The following is a 26,109-nucleotide window of genomic DNA, read 5'->3' as shown; positions in this document are numbered from 1 at the left end:
CGCTATGGGTGGACCACGGCGACTTCCGGTCTACCCCGGTGAACGGACATTCTCAGGATAGGCGGGCATGTCTCAAAGGTGCCAATAGCAGAAGTCACCTCGGCATGATCGGCGACCACACGCTGTCGCGTTGCGCGCGGCTACTGTCCGGTAAGCAAACGCGCCGACGCGTTCATGGAACCATTGCGATCTCGCTCGGCCGCCAAGTCTTGTTAATCCAAGGTTCGAGTGGCCCATACATGCGCAGGAGCAAAAACCAGCTCTTGTCCGGGAATGTCTGCAGCCAGTTGCCCTCTTTGCCGGCCGGCGCTTTCGGCGCGAATTTATGTCGTATGAGCCATCCGCGTTCTTCTCGATCCCCTTAGTCTGGCTTCCGACTGTGGGGAATTTCTGGCTGGTCTGGAGTTGCGAACGCGTCTGGGTGTCGTAGAGCGTGACCGCCCCTCGGTTGTACGACATCTCACAAATCGGGGTGCAGGCGTGCTGGGGCGACATACTCAAACAACCAACGCAAGAGTGTAGGAGCTCGTCGGTAAGGCGCCCGCGACCGCGACGATCCTGAATGATCGCGGGCACGCGTCTCCGCGAGGCCTAGCCCGCTGGCCGTACCAGCGTCAGGCTCGGGCTTTCGGCAGCAACGCAGACACGGTTGCGACCCTGTTCCTTCGCCACATAGAGGGCCCCGTCGGCAGCCGTCATAATCGATGCGGCGCTCGTTCTCGCATCGCATCGAGCTCCCGCAACTCCGATGCTGACAGTCACGCGGCCATAGCTGCTTCCAGCGTGCGCGAGCCCCACATCGGCGATCGCCTGGCACAGGGCTTCCGCGACTAGCTCAGCGTTATCCGCACCGGTTTCGGGAAGCAACACCGCGAATTCCTCACCACCGTAGCGAGCCACAAGGTCGCCGGGTCGCTTCAAATTGGACACGAGCACATCCGCAACCTGGCGGATGCAGTCGTCGCCGGCTCCATGACCGTAGGTGTCGTTGAAGGACTTGAACTTGTCGATGTCGACGAACAGTAGCGAAAGATCGGATTTCGAACGCTGGCATCGGTTGAACTCGCGCGCGAGCGTGTCGTCAAACCTTCGCCGGTTCGCGATGCCGGTAAGAGTGTCGGTTTCGGAAAGCTCCTTGAGCCGCTCGTTGGCGGCCATCAGCTGTTCTTCGGCAGCCTTTCGCTTGGAGATGTCCCTTACGACGGCGACGATCTCCGGAGACGGCTCCTTTGGATCGGCGACGTAGCTCATCTGGGCTTCCACCCAGACGTAGGTCCCGTCCTTGCGGCACGTGAGGTACTCGCAGGCGGCCGTCGGATTGTCCGGTCCCAGTCCCTCAAGGACGGCCTTGACGATCTCCCGATGGCCTGGGTGAAGATTGCCATATGCCGATTGACCGATGATCTCCGCGGCCGACCAGCCGAGCAGCTTCTCGATCGAGGGCGAGATGTACAGCCGCTTCCCATTCTTATCGACGCGGGTCACGACGTCTTCAACGTTCTCGGCGAGCAGCCGGTACCCGCGCTCGCGTTCGCGCAGCATCTTCGCCATTGCGGCGCGTTTCCGGAACTGCATCGCGAGAACCCCACCCAGCACGACCAGGAGCGAGGAGATGGCGCCCGCCAGTAACATGTCGAAGCTGCGGTCCTTTCGCCATGCGCCCAAGATTGCTTCCTCGGCCACCGCCACGCTGATGACGATCGGAAAATCCGGCAGCAATTCGTAGGCGAACTGCTTTGTCTGCCCGTCGAAGAGTGAGACGATCGAATAAAGCCCACTGGCGGAGTTCTTCAGACGGCTGGAGAATAGAGGAGTTCCGGCCACGTCTTTGCCGGTTTCGCCTTCGTTCCGATGGATCAGTACCTTGCCGTTAGTCTTCATCAGCGTGATCGAACGGGTTTGGTCGGCCTCAAAGCCACCATAGAAGGTTCGGAAATATTGAAGGTCCACGGCGGCAAACACGACGCCGGCGAAGGATCCGTCGGAGTGCGAAAGACGCTGCGTCATTAGCAGGGTCGGCCTACCCGTGACGCGGGAAATGAGCGGCTCGCTGATCCGTGCATCTCCGTCCTCGGGATGCGACCGGTGATAATTGAAGTAGTCGCGATCCGCGTTGTTCACTGTCGGCACGGTTTCAAAGGACGAGTAAATCCAGCTGCCGCTGTCTGAGAGAACACCAAGCTCGCGCACCTGAGGGACGTTCTTCACGTATTGCGCCAACAAGTCATTGATCTCCGCCGAGGCGCGCGCCGATCTGTCGGAGTGCTCGACGTACTGTCGGGCGCCGAACAGCGCCAGCGCGACAGCGCCGAAAGTCTTCGAGGCGTGCTGCGCCAAGGAATGGGTCAGCCCCAGCGTTTCGGACCCCGCCTTGGCAAACGCTGCCGTCCGCGCCTGGACCGACTTCCAGGCGATCAGGCTCCAGATGCTCGCCAGGGTGATGCAGAGTAGCACCGCGATGACGGTTAATGGTGACTTAACGACCTTAGGCACGACATGCTTAGTCCTTGTTTGCTGGACAGACTAGGGGACCCGTCTCAACGTCGAGTTTCCGCTTCTTTAGTAGAGCCGAGTTCCAACTCGCACCGTTAATTTGAGGCAAATGGCTCGCGCTTCCCAATCGGCAGCGAAATGCGACCGCGGTCCGAAGTTGAAACCGGCCCCCGGCCTCACCTCGTTCTACGGTTCCTGACCCAGGCGTCGAACGCCGTCCTCGAGCCGATCCACCTGAAGGCCATGCCGGTGATCTTGACGACCGATGAGGTGCGCGGCGTCTGGATGCGCGCGATGTGGGACGAGGCTAAGGTGTTGCAGCGGCCCCTGAGGATCGTCGCGCGCGGTGCGGATAAATAAGGACCGCGCAGTGGCATGATCGTCGAACCCGAGCGCTCGGTGGCATTCAAGCCTTGCCCATCTCACGCCAGGCACCTCAAACGCGAAAAGAGTGCCTGATGTGTCGCACCATCGACATGCCGGCGTCGGTATACCTACCGTGAGTGAGATACGGATCTAGCTGCACTGCACCAAGCAGCACCAAGAGGCAATTGCGAACCCTTTGATCATACCGGGCCCCACGGAAAGACCGCCAACCGGGCTGGTCGGGTTAAAGCCTTTCGGAATTCGCTGCCGCTCGTCGCGACCTATCTGCAATGGCGCTAGGCTGACACCAATTGGTAGCAAATTTTTAAATGGGGACGCGTGGAAGGGGTCAATCGCGTCGTTTTGACGGTCGGCCAGTCACTTCCGGTCGACCCGGATCAGCGCACATTCGCAGGGTACGTCGGCACGTCAAACGTGCCATAACGACCGAAATATCCGCGGGGCGGCCACATCATTAAAGGGAAGTCCGACTACCGCGTCTTCGGCGAGGTAGGACGGCAGTGGGGAGATGGCAGTCGCACACATGCAGGTGCGAATAGTGCATCGGAAGCGCTACATGCGCGAAGGACGGCTATGGGTCATTCGCGTCGTTTTGACCGGACCACGGCGAATCCGGTCTACCCCGGTGAACGGACATTCTCAAATTAGGCGGGCACGTCTCAAATGTGCCAACTACGGACATGATGCCGCAGGCTTGGCTGCTTTTTGCATAGCTACCGCTCGATCCTTGCGCCAGACTGGTGACTGCTCCGTCAGGTGGGGCCAGGCACCTCATTCCGATTGCTGCCGCGCGGTAAATTGAACGATCTTGGGAACAACTTGCGTGTGCCTGGACTTTGCTGGCGTCCCACGACCGCGCTCCCTTCAAGTTCAATGGGCAAGATCGACCGGCTGAAGATCAACTATCTACCGCAATGCGTCCTGACTAAGAAAAGGATAGGACATGAGTAACGATCATCCGCAGGGCCCGGCTGACTCGCGTCGAGGCTTCCTGCGCACGGCTGGAATGGGTGCGATGGCTCTGGGACTCGGCGCGGGGGCCGACGCGAGCGGGCAAGTCCATGCGGCGGTTAGCTCGACCAAGGCAGGCCGCGAGAGCGCGCAGCCCTACAACATCCTGTTCCTCTTGGTCGACCAGGAGCGATTGTTCCGGCCCGGAGAACTCCCGGCGGGTTATCGGTTGCCTGCGCACGAGCGATTGATGAAACGAGGCACAACGTTCGTCAATCACCGCATCGGTTCATGCGTGTGCACGCCTTCCCGCTCGGTGCTCTATACCGGGCGGCACATCCAGCAAACGCGAATGTTCGACAACACGAATTTCCCCTGGATCGAGAGCATGTCGACCGAGATTCCGACCCTTGGCGATATGATGCGCGACGCCGGCTACTACACGGCCTACAAAGGCAAGTGGCATCTGACCAGGGAATTTGAGACGGTCAACGAACATGGCCATCTGACCAAGATTTTCACGGAGGAGATGGAGGCGTACGGCTTCGCCGATTACTTCGGCGTGGGCGACATCATCGCACACACGCAGGGCGGATACCTGCACGACGCCATCATCGCCGCAATGGGCGTCAACTGGCTGCGCGGCAAGGCACGCGATCTGTCACAGGAAGGCAAGCCTTGGTTCCTCGCCGTCAACCTCGTCAACCCGCATGATGTAATGTACTACAACACCGATGCCCCCGGCACGGTGGTCCAGACAAAAAGCGGTATCAAGCGCGTCGCGCGCGATCCGGTCGATCCGCTCTATTCGAAGCAGTGGGACTTCAAGCTCCCGGCGAGTCACTTTCAGGCACTTGACGCGCCGGGTCGCCCTCCGGCGCACCGTGATTTCCTGAAGGCCCACGACGCGCTGGTCGGCCACATCCCGAACGAGGGTTCCCGCTGGCACCGGCGCCACAACTATTATCTAAATTGCATGCGCGATGTGGATCGCAACATCGAGACCGTTCTGGCCGCGTTGGACGCCTCCGGTCTTGCCGACAAGACGATCGTGATCTTAACCGCCGATCATGGTGACATGGACGGCGCGCATCAACTTCACGCCAAGGGTGCAGTCTCGTACCGCGAGCAAAACAACGTACCGTTGATCATCGCTCACCCCGCGCACGCAGGCGGGCAGCAGTGTCGGGCTGTCACCTCGCACGTGGATATCGCGCCGACGCTGATAGGGCTTAGCGCGGTCGCACCGGACAAGCGGGCCAGGATTGTCAAAGACCTTCCCGGGAAGGATTTGTCCGGACTCCTCGCGGCTCCTCAGCGCGCCGAGTTCACGGCCGCTCGCGACGGCGCGCTTTTCAACTACAACATGTTCGCTTACCTCGACGGGGATTTTCTCAACAAAGCCGTTACCTACATGCAACAGGGAGGCAAATCGAGCGATCTCAAAAGTGCGGGCATCCGCCCCGACATGATGAAGCGTGGCGCGGTACGGTCGGTGTTTGATGGGCGGTACCAATTCACGCGCTATTTTTCGCCGAAGCAACACAACCGCCCCACGACTTTCGAAGACCTCTACCTGATGAACGATGTAGAGCTGTTCGATGTGAAAGCCGATCCATACGAAATGAACAATCTCGCGATGAATAGCAAGCAACACCGGGAACTCGTTGTCGCCATGAATGAGAAGCTGAATCGGTTGATCGACGCAGAGGTTGGTGAGGATCGCGGGCAGATGCTTCCCGGTGGCATAGATGCCGGTTGGGAGGTCACGGCCGAAACAATGTCAGGCGCCTGAACCGGGAGCTGAATTTACGCCGGGCTGCAAGCCGATGGCGATCAACCTGGCTACGTGCATTCCCGCAGGAAATCTGACGCTCGACGGCTATGAGCGTAGGGCCGCCTTTCACAGTGCGCCCTCTCTGCCCACCGAAGAAGCGTTTTTCAACCAACCTTCGACAGTCGGCTTGGGGTCGTTGTTGACCAGGAACGAACGCGCCGCGTACAGCACGCGATTAGTCTTCGACCGCGCTATATAGAAGCCGCCTTCGGGCAGCGGTCCGTCGTAACCGGGCGGCACGAGCAGATACTTCCCGGCCTTCGCCGCGATCGGGTCCAGGAAAGCCGATGTCGACGATCCACGAGAACCACATGTCGTTGATGGTGCCCAGCCCTTGGGTGGCTGCTCTACCACCATCGGCCCCTTCGACAGGTTCACCACCGCCATGTAGTAGACGGTATCGGCGTTGGCCGTGAGAATAGCGACTGTGCATCCATTAACTCGGAGAAGATGACTGGGATGTTGTCTTCAGCGCCGATACTTTGAAAGCCCTTGCCCAGCGCATATGCCGAGGCGCCGCGGAAGCTGTTGTTGTACACGTTCAGCGCGCGCGTGAAGTCGAGCGTGTCGCGGACCTTCTCTGCGGTTTCCACCGTCGGCGCGCCGTCCTTGAATTCAAGGGTGCCGATCCGAGTCTCCACCCGGTCCGGCGTGATGAGCGAAGGAGGGATGGCGGGTGGTCTGGGCGCTTTCGAAGTGGGACAGTATCAATGCAGGGCAGGCCAAGCCGGCTGCAAATCTAGCGTGATGCTTCATGCTGCTAACTCCCTAGTGGAATACAAGTCCCCAATGGGTAGCCCGCACATAACTTGCAGGGTGCAACTAGCAAGCCAAAAATGGCATTTGCCGCAGGTAGCCATTTCAAATGGGCCTGGTCTCCAAGCACCGCGATTCGCCCCTATCGTGCTGGCCGATCACCCGGTTGGGTAAAGGGGTTCGCATAGGTCTTGAGTTCGACCTGGGCAAAGGCCGGTCCGCAATGATAAATCCCGACGCAACAGAATATGAGTTTCGTTACAGACATTTGATTTTCTCGATGAATATCTGACCCCTGAGGCGCGACCGCTCGGCGCGAACTGAACGCCTCACACCTATTTAAAACGAACCGTTACCCCGCCCACTGCAGCCGACACTTCAGCGCCGACCTTCGGGCCGCTGAGCTGCAAGATCACGCCATTGGCATTCTGCAATTGAACGCCTGCAGCCCCGGCCGCAACCGCACCGCCGGCTCCGATCGCGCTGTAACTGCCTTCAAACGAAGCCGGGCTATTCAGATTGACGGCCCGTCCGACCAGCTTGGTTGTTGAGGCTCCGATCGTAAAGCCGATGCTCATGCCCGATACAGTGAACGGATAGCGCTTGCCTCGGAAGGTCAGCACGCCCTCACCGCCGCCAGCTCCGACAATGAAGCCGCCTTTCGTGAACACGACGGCAACCTGACCGGTTTCGGCCCGCGATGGTGTGCTGAAACCGGCTACGCCTGCGAGCAAGGCAACCAGAGCGACGCTTCTACCGAGCTTTTTCATGACTTTTCCCCTGATGAGACGCAATGAGACGCCGAGCTGTTTTCAGGCATGGCGGCTTCCTGAAGATTGACGCGCTTTAGCGCCGGCCGACGCGATTGACCGGACCGCCGCGATTCATCGGCGTTCCCACCCGACCGACGCCGGGAGTCACCACGGCGCGCGCGACTGGCCGCGCCACCAACCGGACGCCGGGTCTGACGATGCAATTGGCCGGATAACTAATGTACTGGCAGTAGACCACGGCACTGGCCGGTTCACTGCTTGCGACCATGAACCCGGCTATCAGCAGCGCTGACAATGAAATCGAGAGCTTCATTTGTGCCTCCTCCGTTCGGAAACGCTGACTGCTTTCTTTGAGCGAATGCGGGTTGCGAAGCCGCAGCGCTCCGAAGCGCTGCGGCTCTTCTCGTCGTTCAGAAACAACTTACCGGCAGACCGTGACGATCCGCCCGTAGGCGTCCGCGACCTGCGAGCATGCTCCCGCAGCTCCATAGTAGGCTCCGGCCGCGACGGCGCCACCTACTACGGCTCCGCCGACTACGGCCCGGCGCGTGGTGCGCCGGGCAACACCGGCGTAACTCATCGGCGTGAGCGGACGGCCGATCCTGGCTTCGGCGGACGACACCATCGATGACTGTCCGTCGAGAGGCAGTTGACCTCCCCAGAAAAGGGCGCCGACGCCGAGGACGGTTGCGAACGACAGTCGGAATAATGTTGTTCGGATCATTTCTTGTCTCCGGTCTTGGTGGTGCCCTGCGGGACTTCGTCGATATCGGAGAGATCGCCGAGCGCGATCTTCTTGAAGGATGGATCCGCCTTGAACGCAAAGGCGTCGGCCGCGACATCGGTTTTCCATTCCTTGATCCGCAGGGTGTATTGCGGCGCTTCGCCGATGCCCTTGCTGGTAATCACGTACTTGCGCGGGATCGGCTTGGCTCCGGATTCGATCCAGATCTGCCAGTCTGTTTCCACGTTACGGAATGCGAGGTGGTCGCACTCTACGCCGTCGATCACGCCCTTACCAATCACGGCGGCCTCGACCACGTCAGCCATCATCACATTGAAGACGTTGGTAAGCAGCAGGTCGGCACCGGGCGCTACGACCCCATGCTTTTCCCGCAACACATCAATCAATTCCTCGGCGGTACCCGGGGCCTCGATCTGGGCGTAGTCCTTACCGTCCTTGTTGTTGACGGTCAGCATTTTACCGTCGAACACGATCTCGACATCGCGGTAACCACCCGTTCGGGTGGCACGAAGCTTGTCCGGGCGGCTCAATTGCACCTGTCCAGAGCTTGTGAACTGGATTTTCTGTAGCTTTGACGTAATCACCTCGATATCGGAGTCGTAGGTCACGGCCAGGGTTTTCTGGCTGGAAACATAGTCCGCCATTCCCTTGAGCAGCTTTTCGGCGTCGCCGTTCTGAGCATTCGCCGCGGGAATGAAGGAGACACTCATCATCAGCGCCGCCCCGATCAATATTCCGCGCCGTGGTATCACTCGCTTCATACTCTTCATCGCGCTTTCTCCCGTTGAATTCGTCAACATCGGTGGCCTTCTGCCGACAGTAGCTGGCACCTTACGTCTACGCCAGTGATGTCACACCGGGAAATCGTTATCCGTCAGTTACCGGTTGGCATCGGCAGCTTGAAGCCTTCCTTTGCCAAAGACTCGCGCACGTTCTGGAATCTCTCGTACTGAGAGAGCGTGAGCGGTCCGGTGTAGCTTTCACTTTGGAGCTTGCGCGGAGGATACTCGATGTACGTCTTCATTAGTTTGTTGATAGATTCGCTGATGGTGACCATAGTCCACGTGCGCTCCGTATAGTTGGTCATGAAGATATCGTAGCGCTCCTGTGGATCTTGCCAGAGGTCGAACACCTGCGGGATTGTGGCGACATACTTTTCGGCCCCCTTCCAGCCGAGGTTGGTATCGACCGCCAAGCCGCCGGTCGACGCGCCGTCGTCGCCACGCAGATTGAACACGGCCTTGTAATTGCCGACGCGCGCGGCACCAGGCGACAGTTCATTCTCGGTGAAGTAGAACCATTCGTTGCGCGGCGACTTGCCGGTGCCAAACAGGACCGGCGACATGTCGTAGCTGTCGAAGATGATCGGCTGTCCGGCGCGATCCTGTGTCGGAAGCTTGGCGCCCCCCACAGCAGCGAAGGTAGCCATCAAGTCGAGGCCGCCGAGGATCTCATGGTTCTTCGTGTTCGGCTTGATCTTGCCGGGCATCCAGGCAATCGCAGGAACCCGGTTGCCACCCTCGCGCACGGTGCCCTTGGTGCCGCGGAACGGAGTGTAGCCGGCGTCGGGATAGACATCCTGCCAAGCACCGTTATCGGTGGTGTAGAACACCAGCGTATTGTTGGCATTGGGGAGCGAGCGGATCTTGTCCATGATGCGGCCGATACGCGCGTCGAGTTCGACCACGGAATCGGCATACTTGCTCTTCGACAAGGACTTATGGATGTAGTCGGGATGCGGCATGTTTGGTTGATGCACCTTCATGAAGTTGATGCTCATGAAAATGGGCTCGCGGGAGCTTGCATTACGATCCAGGTATTCGATCGCCGCCTTTTCGACATAGCCGTCGAAGAATGGAATTCCGACCACGCCTTCCTTGCCGTTGATCACGGGCGTATCGACGTACTGCCCGTTGATCTTGAATTCTTCGCGCGCCTGCTGGCCGGCGTTGCCTGACAGCGCGCCCTTGGTCACGCGCGCGAACATCGCTCGCAATTCGGGAGACATATCCGGGAACCAGGTCGGATCGGCGTACGTGTAGGCATTGAGATGATAGAGACCGCAATACTTCATCTCATCGTAGCCCTGTGCATTGGGCATTGCGTAATCGGCCTCGCCCAAGTGCCATTTGCCGGTGAAGAAGGTCTTGTAGCCGCTGGTCTTGAGGACCGAGGCCAGCGTCCACTCCGCAGCCGGAAGCCCGCCACCCTGGCCCTGGAACGCAACGGTGGTCATCCCGCTGCGGTTCGGAATGCGGCCGGTCTGCATGGCCGCGCGTCCCGGCGTGCAGCTGGGCTGCGCATAGAATGAGTGGAACATCATGCCCTCGCTGGCCAGACGGTCGATGTTGGGCGTCGGCATGCCGCGCCCCTCGCCGCCGCCATACGGCCCAAGGTCACCAACGCCGGTGTCGTCGGAGATAATCATGATGATGTTCGGCTTGCTCTGCTGTTGCTGAGCTTGTGCCTGGCTGAATTGAAGTCCGTCGAGGGCAAAGGCGGCCAGCATGGTGCCGGCAAGCAATGTATTACGTCGACTGACGCCCCTGTCTGCAGCTCTTTCTTTGGGAGTTTTCATTTTCTTTCTCCTGTTTGACGACCTCAGTGCTTCTCAGATACACGACGATCTCCGGACACAACGAAATCCGAGATGGCTTGTTGACGTATCGACAGGTTCGGCATGCCGCGCTGCGGGGCGATAGCGGCGGCAATAGTTGGGCGCGCAAAGATGCGAGCCACCTTTGATGACTTTTCGCGGAATTTTGCTGGCTGGATGAAGAGGATCGAAGCTTTCCTCTTCGCGGCCACCGCGCGGATTTTGTGGAACGCAGCAGGCCTTCTTGGCATCGACCTTGTGTTTCGGGGAGTACCAGTCGGTGGTCCACTCCCAAGTGTTGCCGATCATGTCGTGGATGCCAAAACCATTCGCTGGAAACGCGTTCACGGGCGAAGTTCGAGCGAAACCATCGCTTAGGGAGTTTTCGGCAGGAAAGTTTCCTTGCCAAGTATTGGCCATGTGACGCCCGCCGGGTATGAACTCGTCACCCCAGGCATATTCTGCGGCTTCGAGTCCTCCGCGGGCCGCAAACTCCCATTCGGCTTCGCTCGGGAGAGACTTGCCGGCCCAATTCGCGTATGCCAGCGCATCATCATAGTTGATGTGAACGGCAGGATGGTCGTCTAGGCCATCTATATTGCTTTCAAGGCCGTAAGGATGCCGCCAATTAGCTCCCGGCATCAGGGTCCACCACTGGCTCCAATCTTGAGGATTCGACAGACGCCTGGGCGGAACGAAAACTAATGAACCGGCGAAAATGAGTTCGGGAAGAGCGTCCGGGTAATGCAAGGGGTCCGGCGCAACTTCCGCAAAGGTAACGTGGCCCGTCGCGCTCACAAATTCGCGAAACTGACCGTTCGTCACGGGATAGCGGTCGATCCAGAAGCCGTCGACGCTAACGCGGTGCGCCGGGGCTTCGTCGGGATAATGCTGGTCCGATCCCATGCGAAAAGTGCCGCTAGGTATCCAGATCATCCCCTCGCCTTGCGAGGGGGCATTATCAACAGAAGCATCGGCCTGGGCCGCAAGTGCAGGAAAAAGCGCCGACATTTCGAGCGTTGCCTCCCGGTGGATCGCCAAAACAGCAACCGAGACGAGCACACGCTACGTAGGCGCCCTGCCACAAGCTATTGGACCGTGGTCCAACATCAAACGATTCAAGGAGTCCCGGTATGGGTGATATCGGGGAGACATCGTCGGCTGTTTTCGTCTGACGAAATATTTCCACCAGTCGAACCGCTGGAGGCGCTTTGGAAGCCATCTTACCGCGCGCAATGACGTTCGCATCACACCGATATGCAGTTTGTGCCACAAACCATTAGGAAGCGCTCGGTGTCCCATGCCGCGACTAATGAAAGCGCCCCATATCCGCGACCGATCGCCGCAACGACAGCATCAATTGTTGGAAGCCCCCTGCTTACGAATCTTCAGCGGCGTAGTGGGTTACGCGCGGAAAATCATGGTATCGTGCATAGCATCAACACTTAACCGTGGGTGCCAGTTTTAGTCTGTAAGTTACAACTGGAATGTTTGAGTGCGGCCTCTTCCAAAATGACAACGACGCGCATTGCTTTGTGCAGCATCGGGTTCCTTTTTTGTCTCGCGGGGGAAGCCTGCGCTGCGGAGCGTCCGCGCATTCTTATGCTTCACGCCTTCAACTACTCATTTCCCGCCACCAGCATGATTGCGGAGGCCGTTCGTAAGCGGCTGGTCGAGTACTCGAAATCAGTTGAGATAGATGCGGAATTTCTCGATCTGTCCCGGAATATGGACGAAGCCCATGCGCTGCGAACGGCGACCTTTATTCGCGACAAATACGGCAAGCATCCCCCGGATCTGGTGATGACGATTGGCAGCGCCGCACTGCCATTCGTCATCCAGTATCAAGACTTTCTCCCCAAAGTCCCAGTGGTCTTTGCATCAATCTCGCCCCAGAGCTACGCGGCGTTGCGACCGCCACCGGGGATTACCGGAATTATAACAGCCTTCGACTTGGCGAAAACGCTCTTGCTGGCGGAGAGGCTTCAACCGGAGGCTCGTCGCCTGTATGTCATCGCCGGTCGCGGCGAGGCCGATCGGCGTTGGCAATCAACCGCGCGCAGGGTCATCGAAGAGCACGGGCGCAAATTCGAGACGACATTCCTGTTCGAACTTCCTTATGCTGAACTCATTGCTGAATTGTCGAAGGTACCCAAAGATGCAATCGTGATCGTTCTGACGATTTTCGTCGACGGTGACGGGAAGACCTTCGTGCCGGCGCAGATTGCGACCGAATTGGCCGGGCTGTCACCTGCCCCGGTTTACGGGCCTTACGATACATTTATCGGTGAGGGTGCGGTCGGCGGCTTTGTCGAGACCTTCGAATCGATTGGCACTGCGACGGCCGAAATGGCTATCGAGATCATGAAGGGCGCGGATCCGACGACGCTCGCGCCTCGAACAAACCCGAACCAGCACTACCGCGTCGATCACCGGGCAATGGAGCGCTGGAATCTGAAGGAAAGAAATCTGCCTCCTGGCACTGTCGTTTTATTTAAGCCTCCGACGATCTGGGATCAGCATCGCGGCACCGTTGTTGCGGCGCTATCCGTGCTCGGCCTACAAACGGCCTTTCTAGGTGCCTTGCTGATTCAATGGCGCAGGAGGCAGCGCGCCGAGGCGCTGCTAAGGGATAGCGACGATCGGATGACGTTTGCAGCCACTGCGGCAAATATCGGACTCTGGCAGCTCGACCGGGATACGGACGAGTTGTGGGTCACCGAACATTGCAGGGCCCTGTTCGGGCTTCCGCCTGACATACCGCTTACCCGAGGGGCGCTCCTTGCGACGGTTCATCCGGATGATCTCGAAACCGCAAACAGCGCGATTCGGAAGTCAAACGGGACGCAACGGCCCGCCGCCAGCGACGTGCGAATTGTCTTGCGGAACGGTGAGGTGCGTTGGATCCGGATGCGAACGCACCCATATGCGGAAGGCAACGGTGAGACAAACCAATTAGGGGGCATTTTCGTCGACCTTACCGACCAAAAATCGGCCGAAGCCGAGACCGCCCTGCAACGCATGGAAATTGAGCACCTGATGCGGGTGTCCGTCCTAGGCGCACTCTCCGGTTCGATAGCCCACGAGATCAACCAGCCGCTCACTGCCATACTGTCGAACGCCCAGGCGGCCCTGCACTTGCTGGGACAGAAATCGCCAGACCTCGAAGAAATCCGGGACGCCCTCCAGGACATCGTTCATGAAGACAACCGCGCCAGCGAAGTCATTCAACGCCTCCGTCAACTTCTGAAAAAGGGTGAGCCCAAGCTGGAAGCGGTCAACATCAATGACCTTGTCAGATCCACAGCCGGCCTCCTGCACAGCGAACTGATCGGCCGCGAAATCAGGATCAGGTTCGACCTGGAGAACAGGCTTTTCCTGACAAGAGGAGATTCCGTCCAATTGCAACAAGTCCTGCTTAATCTTGTCATGAATGGAATGGATGCCATGGCTGCGACCCCGGTCGATCAGCGGTATATCCTGATTTCAACCCGCGGGATGGAGAGCGGGTCGGTTGAGCTGTGCGTAAAGGATCGAGGGCACGGCATTGGTGCCTTGGCTCAAGACCGTTTATTTGAAGCGTTTTATACCACAAAGGAGCACGGCCTCGGTCTTGGCCTCGCGATCTGTTCAGCCATCATAGAGGCACATGGCGGGCGGCTTGCTCTCGTGAGCGACGCGAGCGGGGGCGCTATCGCAACGATTTCGTTACCGAGCTGGGAGGCTACGGCGTCATGACAGATGAATTTACTGTCTATTTAGTTGATGACGACGCTGGTGTGCGGAAAGGACTGTCGCGATTGCTTCGCGCCAAGGGGTATGGAGTCCAGGCCTACTCGTCTCCGCAAGAATTCCTTGAGCAGCACGACCCCGCGGCACCTGGCTGCGCCGTACTGGACGTCGGTATGCCGGGCCTGAACGGTCTCAGCCTCCAGCAGGCGCTGACTGCTCGGGGCTCGCACCGACCAGTGATATTCATTACCGGAAAGGGCGACGTTCCAACCAGTGTGAGCGCCATGAAGGCCGGCGCACTGGATTTCTTGATCAAGCCGGTCAAGGAGACGGATTTGCTTCAAGCAGTTGAGCGCGCGAAGACCTACGATGCCGAGCACCGACTGGCCGAGTCAGAACTGGACTCAATCCAGGCGAAGATCAGCACGCTGACACCGCGAGAACGCGAAGTGCTCGTGCACGTGATCGCTGGCCGGCTCAACAAGCAAATTGCCGGCGATCTTGGTACCGTAGAAAAGACCATCAAGGTGCACCGCGGCAGGATGATGGAAAAGCTGGGCGTTCGAGGCGTTGCCGACTTGGTCCGGCTGGCTGAAAAAGCCCGAATAGGTAAATAGCAAATCCGTGGCCTATTGGACCAACGGTCAACTCGACCGGCAAAGAACCGGGCGCAATAATCCTTTATGGTGGAGAGTTCTCCCTGGATCGCTGTGGTCGACGATGATCCGGCCGTGCTCAAGGCGCTGAGCAGGCTGCTGCGATCCCATGGTTACAAGGTTCACGCATACGAATCAGGGCAAGAGTTTCTTGCTTCGTTGCCCGACGGCCCTCCCAAATGCCTGATTGTCGATCTTCAGATGCCCGCTATGAACGGGCAGGAGCTGCAAGAACATTTAATACGGAAGGGCTTCATTATCCCGACGATCATGATCACAGCCCACCACGACGCGGCACCGCATCAGGACAACCTTCGATCGGCGGCCCTTCTATTGAAGCCCCTTCAGGATAGCACCTTACTTGCCGCTATCGATCGGGCGATTAATGTTCCTCGCGAGGAGTGTTAGAGTTCGGTTCGAAAGCTCACGTTGGAAAAACAATATCGAGTGGAGATACGAAAATGCCTGTTTCAATTTCGATGATCGCCTTGAGCTCGCAACTTGTCGTCACCGTCGCCGATCGGGTGCCGACGTTCGACATTGTTCGGAGCTGCAAGCTCGACCTTGCCGCAACGGCCGGACTTAATGACGTCCAATCGCTGAAGTCCTGCGTCAACGATGAACCGACGGCCCGGAAGCAGCTCGGAAGCCAATGGTCAAAATTTGCCCCATCCAGCAAAAAGAGTTGAGTCTCCCAGGAGAGCATTGGAGGCACGCCGAGCTATGTCAGCCTGCAAACCTGCCTCCAGATGGATGTAGGGGTGAAGACGAGATAGCCGGCGACGCCGTATTGCCAATTCGCGCGTTGTTAAATCTACGTCCCGCCCGAGATCACGGTCAATCGCGGTATTATGAGCATGCGTGGGGTACAATATTGGACCAGGGTCCAATATTCCGCAATAGGCTCCTTCCATAACGTACCGTCTCAAGCCGTGGCAGCGCTAACTGTAGCGAGGCATCAAGCTCAATCGGCAACTGGCGGATAGGATAAACAGCGGCTAGCGCGTGATGGCACCGTCCTCGTTAATGTCCAAAGGGACCTTTATCATGAGTGCATCTCGGTTTCCCCTCCTTGATCGTCGATTTCTGCTCACTTCGCTCGCAACCCTCCCTATCCTATCTGCTTCGTCTCGTTTCGCATCGGCGCAGGCACCATCCGACCCGCTGCCGTCTTGGAAGGATGGCGCGACAAAGACCTCGATCCTCAACTTCGTCGCGCGCGTCACGACGCAAGGCGGGCCTGACTTCGTTGCGGCCGACAAGCGCATCGCGACCTTCGACAATGACGGAACGCTCTGGGTCGAGCAGCCGATGTACGTGCAACTGGCCTTCATACTGGACCGCGTGAAGGCGATGGCGCCTATGCATCCGGAATGGAAGACCAAGCAGCCGTTCGCAGCGGTGCTGGACAACGATTTCAAGGCGCTGGCGGCATCAGGCGAGAAAGGACTGGTTGAACTAGTGGCGGTAACACATGCCGGCATGACCACGGCAGAGTTCGAAAAAATCTCCTCGGACTGGCTCGCGACGACGCGCGATCACCGCTTCAAACGACCCTATACCGAACTGGTCTACCAGCCAATGCTGGAACTGCTCGCCTACCTGCGCGCCAGCGGTTTTAAGACCTTCATCGCGTCGGGCGGCGGAATTGAGTTTATGCGGCCGTGGACCGAAAGGATCTACGGCGTGCCGCCGGAGCAGGTGATCGGATCTTCGATCAAGACCCGATTTGAAATGAAGGACGGTGCACCAACTCTTTTCCGGCTTCCTGACATCAACTTCATCGACGACAAGGCCGGAAAACCGGTCGGCATCAACGAGCACATCGGCCGCCGTCCGATCGCCGCCTTCGGCAATTCCGATGGCGATCTCGAAATGCTGCAATGGGCGACGCTCGGCGCCAGTGGTGCGCGGTTCGGTCTGATCGTCCATCACACCGACGAGGTGCGGGAATATGCCTACGATCGCCTTTCACACTTCGGCAAGCTCGACGCGGCGCTCGACGCGGCGAAGGTGAACAATTGGACGGTAGTCGACATGAAGAAGGACTGGAAGCGGATCTTCGCTTTTGATTAGCCAGCCTAAAACGATTCCGACCGGAGAAGCAGATATGAAGAATACGAACATCATAATGGCGGTCTTATTCGGCCTGACCGTACTCTCCGGCAGCGGCCTTCGGCCAAATACGCCATCGCCCCCCATGAACCCGACTGCCGCTGCCAAGCCCGAGATTGTGCCGTCCCGATCCGTACTCAATTCGCGCAATGCAACCCTCCAAGTCGAAACTCGGGTGCTGAACGGCGTGACGCCGAGTTCGATCATTTTTGCCGATCGTCCCGTTCGCGCCGCGGGACACCACACCGCCGATGTGATTGCTGAATGGGCCTCGGGTGAGGAAGCTTCGCCGAAAGAACCCGCCGAACGCAACGGTCTCCGTCCTGGGCAAGGACGGTTCGGTCAAGGATGCGGCGGTTGTACTGAAAAATCCGAAGCTTGAGGGCGACAAGCTCAGTTCAGCGTTCAAATTCTGTAGGGCGATCTCGCTGGTGGGGACGGACCTGCGGTGGTTTTTATCGATATAATCGGCCGGCCACTCACGCCGCTGTCGTTTGCCGGGGTCGCCCGCCGCTCGGCTTTCCGCAGCGCAATATATGCTGGCGCTGCGGGCGGCAGCCCATGTTGCGTCCGCCTACGGCGCTCCCTTTACCGCCCGTATCCTCCTCCGCCGGCGTGCGGCTATTACCCGTATCCGCCTTGCTATTAGGTCGCCGCGGCGAATTCCAATCAGCAGGGCACTCACGGAAAATGCAATGCTTCGATCATTGATCCGCGCAGCGGCCCTCTTAATGAGCGAAAGCCCCGATAGCCCAAGCATCCAAGAACTGGGCGCAGACCAGAATTGCTAGTGTTTTCAGAACGCCCCCCGCGCCGCGCGAGAACGCAAGGAGATCCAAAGTTATACAAGGGGACCGAGATGGCGAAAAAATGCCGGACAAACTTCGGTCCACCGTGATGGTCGATGCCATGGAGGGGTCGGGATATATCGACGCGCTCCTCCCGGCTCGATGCAAGGACGAAAGGCGGTCGAGATGGAATCTGACGCCAGAACGGGGTGACGAAGTTCGTCTCGCTGCACCCTGCGTCGATCGAGCGCTGCGCTGGCCTCTGAAAGATATGGACTAATTCGCTCTAAGTCTAGGTCATGATCCTCCCGTCCCCTCCACCATACAAAGCCTGGCTTTAGGGCCTTTTGTATTGAGCTACTGCATCATTCGGCAGTTTTTATCAAAAATCGGTAGTGGGCCATTTCGAAAAGTGAGCCCTGAAAATGATGCTACCCTCGGAAGCCTTTTTTCAACGCCACTGCATCCAAGGGCCTTACCCTGCTCTTCTGGCGTAAGGTCCGGGCAGGCATCTCCCCCGTCGCGATGTCGATGATCGACCCGCGAACTGGTTGGGGTCGTGGGGCGTTTGGGAGTCATATCTTCTCACCCGCCCTCCCCGGCTGGGCGATGATGCGCTTCCAATCAAAAAGGTGATAATGACCAGCCCATTCATTGACAATTTGTTTGCAGCCGTCGCAATGAAAGCGCCCTTCTCGCCTTTCGGGCATCTGCACTTGGGATGCAGTATAGTGCATCCCACATGCGCAGGAAAAATGGACGGTGATTACGGTGCCGTTCGTCATCCCCCAAATATGCGGTGGAAATTGTCAACATACCAGGCCAAACCCCGCCACAATCAATACGACCCACTACCCAATGGGCAGAGAGCCAAGCAGCGAGGAATGGGCTTTGTTCGCGGACATTCCGCTTTACGATGCCGGCGCTGACTTAGAAAACTGCAAAACTATGCGCCGAAACTCCACCCTACCCCGCTCTCCTTCCGCTCAAGAAAGAACTCGCGCGATGACGAACATCCTGGCTGCAAGCGCGGTTGAAAGCGCGCCGCCGGCGAAGCGCTCATCCGCGAAGGGAACGGCCCTCTTTGCCAGAGGTGGAACCAACGCGTGTGGAGCGATGGAGGACCGGCGATCCGCCTGCCTAACAGACTCGACCCAAAACGGTCATGGCAAACGGGACCTACTGCTTAGGCTTTAAGTCGCCCATCTATTTCGCTACGGAGCGCCGTGAAGTCGATTGGTTTAGTCAATAAGGCCTCTGCACCTCCTTCCAAAGCTATTCGTCTGGTGTCGCCATCGCCGTAGGCCGTGATCATGATAACCGGAACATCCGGTCGTGACGCTTTCGCTTTTGGTAGGAGTTCAAGCCCGCTCATACCGGGCATATTGACGTCGGACAAAATCAGCATCAAAGGCACCGCATTAGCGTCACCAATTTTCTTAAGGGCGCTATCTCCCGACTTAACAAACTCCATTGTAAAGCGGCCGGCACGGATGTCGCGTCGGAATTGCTGGCGAAATAAATCTTCGACGTCGGGTTCATCATCGACTACGAGTATAAGAGGCTTCATGTATGTGCCTCAGCTTTGCCCGCGGGGGCGGAGCGCGGAAGGATGACCCTGAATTCGGTGAATTTGCCGGGTTGAGTGTCAACCTCAATCAATCCGGCATGTTGCTTGACAACGATGTCGAAGCTCAACGAAAGCCCGAGACCGGTCCCTTCGCCCGGCGGCTTGGTAGTGAAGAATGGGTTGAACATCTTTTCCCTCACCTCGGACGGAATGCCCGCGCCATTGTCGCGAATTCGGATTTCGACGCGGTCACCGAGGTTTCTGGTCGCGGCGGTAAGCGCAGGCTCATAACCCTCAAGGTCATCTTCCGCCTTGCGTTTCATTGCCGCATAGAAACCGTTCGAGATCAGGTTGAGCAGCACGCGTGTGATCTCCTGCGGCAGCAGCTCAGCTTCGCCGGCGGCGGGATCGAAATCCTGCTCCAGCCTAATCTGAATAACCCGCTTCTCCGCGCGGGCGCCATGGTATGCGAGCTTGAGACTCTCGCCAACCAGGGTATTGATGTCGACAGTGCGCCGGTCACCCGAGCCATCGCGCGAGTGCATGAGCATATTCCTGACGATCGAGTCGGCGCGCTTGCCGTGCTGCACTACTTTTTCAAGATTGCCCTTTAGCAGCTTTGCGATTTCGTCAGTTTCTTGGCGCATCAGGTCGTTCAATGGCGCGGGCTTGAGGACCTCGCCTAGTTCGTCGACCAGCTCCGCCGACAGGGCGGAGAAATTATTGATGAAATTAAGCGGGTTCTTGATTTCGTGGGCGATGCCGGCGGTGAGTTGCCCTAGGGAGGCAAGTTTTTCAGTTTGGATTAGCCGATCCTGCGCCGCGCGCAATTCTTCCAGCGATCGCGAGAGTTCCCGTGTGCGTTCGCGGACTTTCTCTTCGAGTGACTGCCGCTCCCATTCGAGCGCTTGGTAGAAGTTCGCATTGTTAATCGCGGTAGAGGTCTGGCTTGCCAGGTTGGCTAGCCCGAGTAGCGCCTCGCCTTCTTGGACAACCCGGCGCTGATAAGGCGCTTGCCCCGCTGTATTTCCCGCGACCAGCAAGCGAATTGGATTTTTCGGTTCCCCGCCCAACGGCAAGACGACGTACTCGTCCATACCGATGAGACGCCGCAGCGAGGTCAGCTCGCTGCGGCGGCAATCGGGCAAACACAGTACCCGTTCAACGCCGGCATATAGTGGTGCGAGCGCCAATGAGGCGGTGGGGAGTGCCAACCTCGCGATGACGGTACTCTCGGCATCGTTATAGTAACCATCCATCGTCTCGATGGAGAAGCTGTTCGCGCCGGATTGCTTCAGAAGAAAGAGGCAGCGCTCGAAATTGAGTTCGTATAAAACGAATTTGGCGGCGAGCTGCAGGATCGTCGTGAGGTCGACGGTTGTGTTGAATTTCTTACCAAGCTCATAGAGATGGCGATACGCGCTCATCTGGCCATCGAGATGCTCTTGCACTTCGTAGAGCTGAACCTCGGTTGTCACCAGGCGCTTGACCTCATCCGAGAGGCGCTGGTTTTCGACCCGAAGCCGATCAATCTCACTCACGCTACGGTCTTTCCATCAAACGCGGAAGTATAGCGGTACTGGACATTGGCTAACTCAGTATACTGCTAATACTACAGCGGTGTAGTTATGGAAATAGTCGCGCCCTCCTATCGGACCAATCTCTCCATAGGTGTAGAGACCTATCCATGGCACGGTGGGCCCAATTTTTTGCTGAAGCTTTTCTAGTATTTGGCTTTTTTGCTGATCGCGGAACACGGCTTTCCCGCGTCCTATGCAGTCGAACTGAAACACCATCTTCGGGGCGTTATTACCTAATGTTGACTTGATTTCTTCGCCAATGCGTTCGACGCCGGCCGATATCTTTTCGTGGTCGCGCCGGCTCATCCAGATGCTCGTGCCCTCTTCAACTTCGGTCGGGATTGTGATTGACCCGGCCTTGTCATCTTTTGTCGGCATGAAGCGGATCAAGTAGTCGTCGTAGCCCTTGATCTGTTCGGGCGCTTTGAATGCCATGCAGAGGCTCAGAACCGCCTTACTCCAATTGTCGATCTCATCACCGACGAGATATTCCTTTAGGACGTCGAGAACCGGCATACCGTCAATCTCGTAGATGACATTGCCGGAGCAGCGAGTTACCTTCCGTTCGCCGCCGATGGGAAGACAACCGTGGTTAACCGACCAAGCAAGCCGGGCAGATCCCGACAACAGAACGCAGGCCACACCGTCGGATGTGATCTGATCGTCGCAGTATTGATAAGTTTGTTTAAACTCCATGTTGTCGGCCGAGGTACCCCCAAACAAAGGCAGGTGACGATCAAGCTGCAATTCACTCTTGAGGCCCGCAGCGAAGCGGTCAAAATTCAGGGTTAACCCGTCGCCGAGCATAATCAGCCCAAGCGTGTCAGGCTGCACCTCGCAAGCTAAGCTCTGGGCGATGGTCCTTCCCGCCGCTTCCGAATTGGCCTTGAGGCCGGAGGCCATTGCGTTCTTGAAATTCAATTCGTCGGAGCTGATCGTCATCACAGCTACTGAGAAGTTCGACTCGTCGGCTTCCAAACCTGCGATGACTCCCCCGCCAGACCCGCCGGCCAGTGGAGCACCACCGGTGGCTACGCGGACGGCATCTAAGAGTGCGCGCTGTTCGTATCCGACGGAAGCAAACATAAAGACGAAGTCGGGTCGGTCGATCCCGGCCGCCGCCAATGCTCTTTCGGCGGCCTCGCGCCCGGCTACCTTAGGATTTCGATGATGGCTCATCCCAACACCGGCATTCGTACCCATCGGCGCGACCTTTCATTTGACGAAGACTTCGCCTCCTCGGGTTTACCTGCTTCTCTCGGATGGCGGACATTAACGAGCGCTCGCTAAGATCAGGCGGAGCGACTTGGACGATACGCCAACCGTAGCTTGCCGGAAAGAAGCGCGGCGCATCGCAAGCGGAATAACCTCAAAAAACGCAACATACGCTCAAGCTTAAGAGCGCGAACTTCGGCAAGATATTGGACCGTGGTCCAATATCGCCCCTGGGACGAGCCCCGCTACTACAGGGGCGCCCACATACCATCAAGTGCTTTACGCACCGGAGGATCGCTTCATGCACTCCCTGGTTCACCTGAAGACCGGCTCGCAGGACAATAGGCCCCAAGATTTCGCGTGAGACACGGTCTAAATGTTGGAGCGAGAGTCATCCGAATAGGTGTGCCGCATTGCAACTTTACCATCGCGCGGTTGGACATCGGAGGAAGGAACGCACAGCAACATCAGGAAGATGGCTCTATTGGCTTTGTAGCTGGCGGCAATTCGACGGCTTTCAGAGCCCTCCATCACTACCCGCCCGTCGGCGGTACAAACAGTCCACCTCCATCGACGACCACGCCTTTTTAGGCGCACTTCAAACACAGGCAGGTGAGGCAGCATTGCGATCATTTAGGTCCCTGTACATGGGTCGGCCGGTTCTCCTTGTAGGTTCAAGACCTTACAGCATATTTTTATATTACGCGCGATTATCCAATTGTGGAACATTTTCTTCCATCGTCTACATGACAAAAAATATTTGAACCTTAAAGTTATTAGGTATAACTTGTAGGTCGACTAAACCGTCTTGCCTCACAGCGGCGCTTTAGAGATTTATTTTTAATCCAAGCAGAGCGCGCGGCGTAATTTCGCTTTCGCAGCTGTTAGCAAATGAGTGCTGGTCGACATCAGATGTCCATCCAATCTAACCGCATCGCGCTCTTTATTGATGGCGCAAACTTGCATTCGACGGCGAGAACGCTCGGCTTCGACATCGACTACAAGCGCCTCCTCAAGGAATTTGATGGGCGCGGTGTCTTACTGCGCGCGTTCTACTATACGGCAATCGTCGAAGATCAGGAGTATTCCTCGATCCGCCCGTTGACAGATTGGCTCAGCTACAACGGTTTCACCGTCGTCACCAAGGCGACTAAGGAATTTGTTGACGCGAGTGGTCGCCGCAAGGTGAAGGGAAACATGGACATCGAACTTGCCGTCAATGCCATGGAGCTTGCCGAGCAAGTTGACGAGATGTTCTTGTTCTCGGGTGACGGAGACTTCCGCTCGCTCGTGGAAGCGGTCCAGCGTCGCGGCGTCCGGGTTACTGTCATTTCGACTATAACGAGCCACCCACCGATGATCGCCGACGAATTGCGGCGCCAAGCTGACGTTTTTATGGACCTTGTAGAGTTGCAGTCCAAGCTCGGCCGTGACCATTCCGAGCGCCCTGTCCGCGCTCCAACAAGTGCCACAATCCAGAGCGCCCCGCGAAATTCCCCCGCCCGACGATGACACGATTAACGACTGAACGGCTCGTCCCGGCGCCTGAGCGACAACCGGTCCTCAGCGGAGCATTCGCTACGGTGATAGTGACACGAAATCGGCACCGAGGTCGGGTCCGGTCATGACAATCCGGAACTTGGTCATTGAGCCGATCCATCCGACGATCGAGGTCACGCAGGTCGCTACCGAAGCCGCTGCTCCCGGCACGAAACCGACATTACCTACCTAGCCGGTGATGTCCGGTCTGGCGGAAGTCGGGTCGCCGGGGCAGCAGGTCCCAGTCTGACCCACAGCAACAGGTAGGATTAGAAAGGGGGAGTGTGCAACCGGTCGCCTCTCATCGCCAGAAGACCGCTCAATCGCTTTTTGCGAAAGCCCTTCAACCAATCACTGGCGGTACTCCGTCGCGAGATCGCAAGACACCGGGATGACAGCAATGCAAGCAACGGGGACCAGTAATTCCATTTAGAGGCCAGCCGGTTCTGTGTGCCTTTCGCGTGACAGTCGCCAAGAAAAAGTCCGAAGAAACATCTGCCGGATGTCTCGTCATTGCGTTGCGAAGATCGTTACGTAGATGCTGAGCGCTAAATTAGCGGAATCGTTGCGGAGCTCGGCCTGACGAAGACTGCTTCCGAATGAGAGGGAAAGCGGACCATGAAGATAATCAACGGCGCGGTGCTCGGCACAGCAGCATGTCTTGTCGCCTTGAGCGGAGGCCATGCAGCGGACCTTCCGGTCAAGGCCAAGGCGGTCGAATATGTCAGGATCTGCTCCCTCTATGGAAACGGCTTCTACTTCATCCCGGGTACCGACACCTGCATCAAGCTCGGCGGTTACCTGCGCGCCGATGTCACCTTCAACGGCGGCGGTATTCAGGGCACCCCGGCCTGGAGTGGTCTGGCCGGTCAAAAAAGCCGGCTGAGCAACTATTATTTCGCTCGCGCCCGCGAAAACCTCAACGTCGACACCCGCACCGCGACCGAATACGGCGTGGTCCGTACTTACTTCGATGCGAATTTCTCCTGGACCTCGGGTACTTATGCCGCCACAGGCGCTGGCGGCACCGTTTACTCTGCTGCTGCCCAGGCCGGTGGCTTCGGTGGCGTTGGCAATCCCTCCGACGGCGGGCTTTCAGGCGGTTCGTTCGCCCTCAACTTCGCATTCATCCAGTTCGCCGGCTTCACGATCGGCAGGGCAATATCCCAGTTCGATGCACCATTCGCCGGCTATCCCGCCAACATCACTGACGCGCTCCTCGGCGGTCACTCCGACCAAACCGGCGTGAACCAGTTTTCCTACACGGCGGATTTTGGTCAGGGCGTCAGCGGTACGATCTCGCTGCAGGATCAGGTCACCTACTACCATACCAATCTGTGGAACACATCCAGCCTCACCGCGGCCAACTTCGAGGCCGGCGGGTATGGTGCCAATGCTTTCGGCGGCACGCGGTCTCCCGACATCGTCGGCATGCTTCGCGTCGAGCAGGCCTGGGGCATGTTCCAGGCCTCGGTGGCCGCGCACAACATCCACGCGGCCTATTACGGCGGGACAGAAACGTCAGGCCATCCCAGCGACAAATGGGGTTGGGCTGGTCAGCTGGCCTTGACGATCAAGAACCTGCCGACTGGTCCGGGCGACGACATCGATATTTCAGTTGGCTATTCGGACGGTGCCAGCCGTTACGTCTGGCAGAGTCTGGTCGCACCCACCGTCGCCATGTATGGCAGCAGCGGCCTGGCTGGCGTCTACCAGAGCCTGACTATTGGGGGCGTGTCTGACGGCATTTTCACGACCGGCAATGGGATCGAGACGACCAAATTGTGGGGCTTTCGTACTGGTTACACGCACAACTGGAACAGCCAGTGGAATTCAGCGCTGTTCGGCTCCTACACGTCGATCAGCTACAATGCCACGGCAAGAGGTTATATCTGCGCCACCGTCACTACCTTCCTGACACCCGGTTCGACCTGCAATCCGAACTTCAACGTCGCGCAGATCGGCACCAACACGCGCTGGTCCCCCGTGAAGAACCTCACTTTCACGGGTGAGCTGATGTACACGCTGGTGGATCAGCAATATTCCGGCCTCGCCGCATTGCCGGCCGTCAGTGTCAAGCCGGCAGCCTTCTACGAACTCAAGGACCAGGGCACATTGTCACTCGCCTTCCGCGCCCAGCGTAACTGGTAAGACGACGAGGCGACGTCCGCGCATTGGTCGAAGCGATGCGGTGCCGCGACGACCGCCGCACGCCATCTCCGAGATTTCAAGCGTGTTTTGGACCACTGGGAACCACAGCATCCCAGCTTGCAACTACTCGACCTCAAGGTCGTGCCGTCCACTGGTTGATTGCGTCGGCAGCGGCAGGCCCGCCTGACGCACGGCATTTTTCAGGACACAAGCGCGTTCCCGGCG

Annotated in this window: 19 protein-coding genes and 3 pseudogenes; 9 read left to right on the top strand and 13 right to left on the bottom strand. The window is 58.0% G+C overall.

All coding sequences use genetic code 11. The features are described from left to right. Window positions 1-172: 172 nt before the first annotated feature. Both JQ641_RS37850 and JQ641_RS38670 read right to left on the bottom strand, forming a co-directional pair. Window positions 173-441, bottom strand: a pseudogene (locus tag JQ641_RS37850) (DUF1214 domain-containing protein); the annotation flags it as partial. A gap of 150 nt (window positions 442-591) precedes the next feature. Next, a complete protein-coding gene (locus JQ641_RS38670; protein ID WP_211996098.1) occupies window positions 592-2,493 on the bottom strand; it encodes a diguanylate cyclase in 1,902 nt (633 codons plus the stop codon). Between the two features lie 142 nt (window positions 2,494-2,635). Between JQ641_RS38670 and JQ641_RS11605 the strand changes: the two are divergent. After that, a pseudogene (locus JQ641_RS11605) lies at window positions 2,636-2,853 on the top strand (SOS response-associated peptidase); the annotation flags it as partial. Window positions 2,854-3,823: 970 nt separating this feature from the next. Then, complete coding sequence (locus JQ641_RS11600) at window positions 3,824-5,626, top strand: sulfatase family protein (RefSeq protein ID WP_211996096.1); 1,803 nt, start codon at window positions 3,824-3,826, stop codon at window positions 5,624-5,626. A gap of 108 nt (window positions 5,627-5,734) precedes the next feature. Here JQ641_RS11600 and JQ641_RS11595 read toward each other — a convergent pair whose 3' ends face one another. The 8 genes from JQ641_RS11595 to JQ641_RS11560 form a co-directional block, all read right to left on the bottom strand. Continuing rightward, complete coding sequence (locus JQ641_RS11595; RefSeq protein WP_211996095.1) at window positions 5,735-6,055, bottom strand: DUF1254 domain-containing protein; 321 nt, start codon at window positions 6,053-6,055, stop codon at window positions 5,735-5,737. Next, on the bottom strand, window positions 6,043-6,309 hold the full coding sequence (locus tag JQ641_RS11590) for a hypothetical protein (RefSeq protein WP_211996094.1): 267 nt from the start codon (window positions 6,307-6,309) through the stop codon (window positions 6,043-6,045). Before JQ641_RS11590 ends, JQ641_RS11595 begins: the two co-directional genes overlap by 13 nt. A 450-nt stretch (window positions 6,310-6,759) precedes the next feature. After that, complete coding sequence (locus JQ641_RS11585; RefSeq protein ID WP_211996093.1) at window positions 6,760-7,194, bottom strand: hypothetical protein; 435 nt, start codon at window positions 7,192-7,194, stop codon at window positions 6,760-6,762. 76 nt (window positions 7,195-7,270) lie between these two features. Continuing rightward, the gene (locus JQ641_RS11580; protein ID WP_211996092.1) at window positions 7,271-7,510 is read right to left on the bottom strand and encodes a hypothetical protein; all 240 of its coding nucleotides are present in this window, start codon (window positions 7,508-7,510) and stop codon (window positions 7,271-7,273) included. A gap of 108 nt (window positions 7,511-7,618) precedes the next feature. Beyond that, window positions 7,619-7,921, bottom strand: coding sequence for a hypothetical protein (locus JQ641_RS11575; protein ID WP_211996091.1), 303 nt, complete (start codon window positions 7,919-7,921; stop codon window positions 7,619-7,621). Further along, window positions 7,918-8,712 carry a DUF2092 domain-containing protein gene (locus JQ641_RS11570; protein WP_249150347.1) on the bottom strand — a complete coding sequence of 265 codons (795 nt, stop codon included), beginning with the start codon at window positions 8,710-8,712 and terminating at the stop codon, window positions 7,918-7,920. Before JQ641_RS11570 ends, JQ641_RS11575 begins: the two co-directional genes overlap by 4 nt. Window positions 8,713-8,816: 104 nt before the next feature. After that, on the bottom strand, window positions 8,817-10,451 hold the full coding sequence (locus JQ641_RS11565) for an arylsulfatase (protein WP_211996089.1): 1,635 nt from the start codon (window positions 10,449-10,451) through the stop codon (window positions 8,817-8,819). 102 nt (window positions 10,452-10,553) lie between these two features. Beyond that, window positions 10,554-11,549: a formylglycine-generating enzyme family protein gene (locus tag JQ641_RS11560; RefSeq protein ID WP_502754947.1), complete on the bottom strand. Its 996-nt coding sequence runs from the start codon at window positions 11,547-11,549 to the stop codon at window positions 10,554-10,556. Between the two features lie 501 nt (window positions 11,550-12,050). Here JQ641_RS11560 and JQ641_RS11555 point away from each other — a divergent pair. The 5 genes from JQ641_RS11555 (at window position 12,051) to JQ641_RS37840 (ending at window position 17,423) form a co-directional block, all read left to right on the top strand. Next, window positions 12,051-14,276, top strand: a complete 2,226-nt coding sequence (locus tag JQ641_RS11555; RefSeq protein WP_211996087.1) for a sensor histidine kinase — start codon at window positions 12,051-12,053, stop codon at window positions 14,274-14,276. Continuing rightward, window positions 14,273-14,887 (top strand): response regulator transcription factor, encoded by a 615-nt coding sequence (locus tag JQ641_RS11550; protein ID WP_211996084.1) that lies wholly within the window; start codon window positions 14,273-14,275, stop codon window positions 14,885-14,887. The genes JQ641_RS11555 and JQ641_RS11550 overlap by 4 nt, the downstream gene beginning before the upstream one ends. A 66-nt stretch (window positions 14,888-14,953) precedes the next feature. Next, complete coding sequence (locus tag JQ641_RS11545; protein ID WP_211996082.1) at window positions 14,954-15,334, top strand: response regulator transcription factor; 381 nt, start codon at window positions 14,954-14,956, stop codon at window positions 15,332-15,334. Window positions 15,335-15,973: 639 nt separating this feature from the next. Beyond that, window positions 15,974-17,002: an HAD family hydrolase gene (locus tag JQ641_RS11540; RefSeq protein ID WP_211996080.1), complete on the top strand. Its 1,029-nt coding sequence runs from the start codon at window positions 15,974-15,976 to the stop codon at window positions 17,000-17,002. Window positions 17,003-17,036: 34 nt separating this feature from the next. Continuing rightward, entirely contained in the window at window positions 17,037-17,423 is a 387-nt protein-coding gene (locus JQ641_RS37840; RefSeq protein ID WP_249150346.1) for a hypothetical protein, read from the top strand. Between the two features lie 1,592 nt (window positions 17,424-19,015). Here JQ641_RS37840 and JQ641_RS11530 read toward each other — a convergent pair. The 3 genes and pseudogenes from JQ641_RS11530 to JQ641_RS11520 form a co-directional block, all read right to left on the bottom strand. After that, on the bottom strand, window positions 19,016-19,399 hold the full coding sequence (locus JQ641_RS11530; RefSeq protein ID WP_211996078.1) for a response regulator: 384 nt from the start codon (window positions 19,397-19,399) through the stop codon (window positions 19,016-19,018). After that, a pseudogene (locus JQ641_RS37835) lies at window positions 19,396-20,295 on the bottom strand (sensor histidine kinase); the annotation flags it as partial. The pseudogene JQ641_RS37835 and the gene JQ641_RS11530, both read right to left, overlap by 4 nt. A 699-nt stretch (window positions 20,296-20,994) precedes the next feature. Next, complete coding sequence (locus JQ641_RS11520) at window positions 20,995-22,182, bottom strand: FIST signal transduction protein (RefSeq protein ID WP_211996076.1); 1,188 nt, start codon at window positions 22,180-22,182, stop codon at window positions 20,995-20,997. A 924-nt stretch (window positions 22,183-23,106) separates the two neighbouring features. On the opposite strand from JQ641_RS11520, the gene JQ641_RS11515 reads away from it, so the two are divergent. Then, window positions 23,107-23,706 carry a LabA-like NYN domain-containing protein gene (locus tag JQ641_RS11515; RefSeq protein ID WP_211996074.1) on the top strand — a complete coding sequence of 200 codons (600 nt, stop codon included), beginning with the start codon at window positions 23,107-23,109 and terminating at the stop codon, window positions 23,704-23,706. 645 nt (window positions 23,707-24,351) lie between these two features. Further along, window positions 24,352-25,884, top strand: a complete 1,533-nt coding sequence (locus JQ641_RS11510) for a porin (protein ID WP_211996071.1) — start codon at window positions 24,352-24,354, stop codon at window positions 25,882-25,884. The last annotated feature ends 225 nt before the right edge of the window (window positions 25,885-26,109 follow it).

It is taken from the genome of Bradyrhizobium sp. JYMT SZCCT0180, from assembly GCF_018130165.1.
Taxonomy (GTDB): domain Bacteria; phylum Pseudomonadota; class Alphaproteobacteria; order Rhizobiales; family Xanthobacteraceae; genus Bradyrhizobium.
The sequence above is the reverse complement of the archived record's forward strand: the minus strand, read 5'-3'. Positions and strand labels throughout refer to the sequence as shown.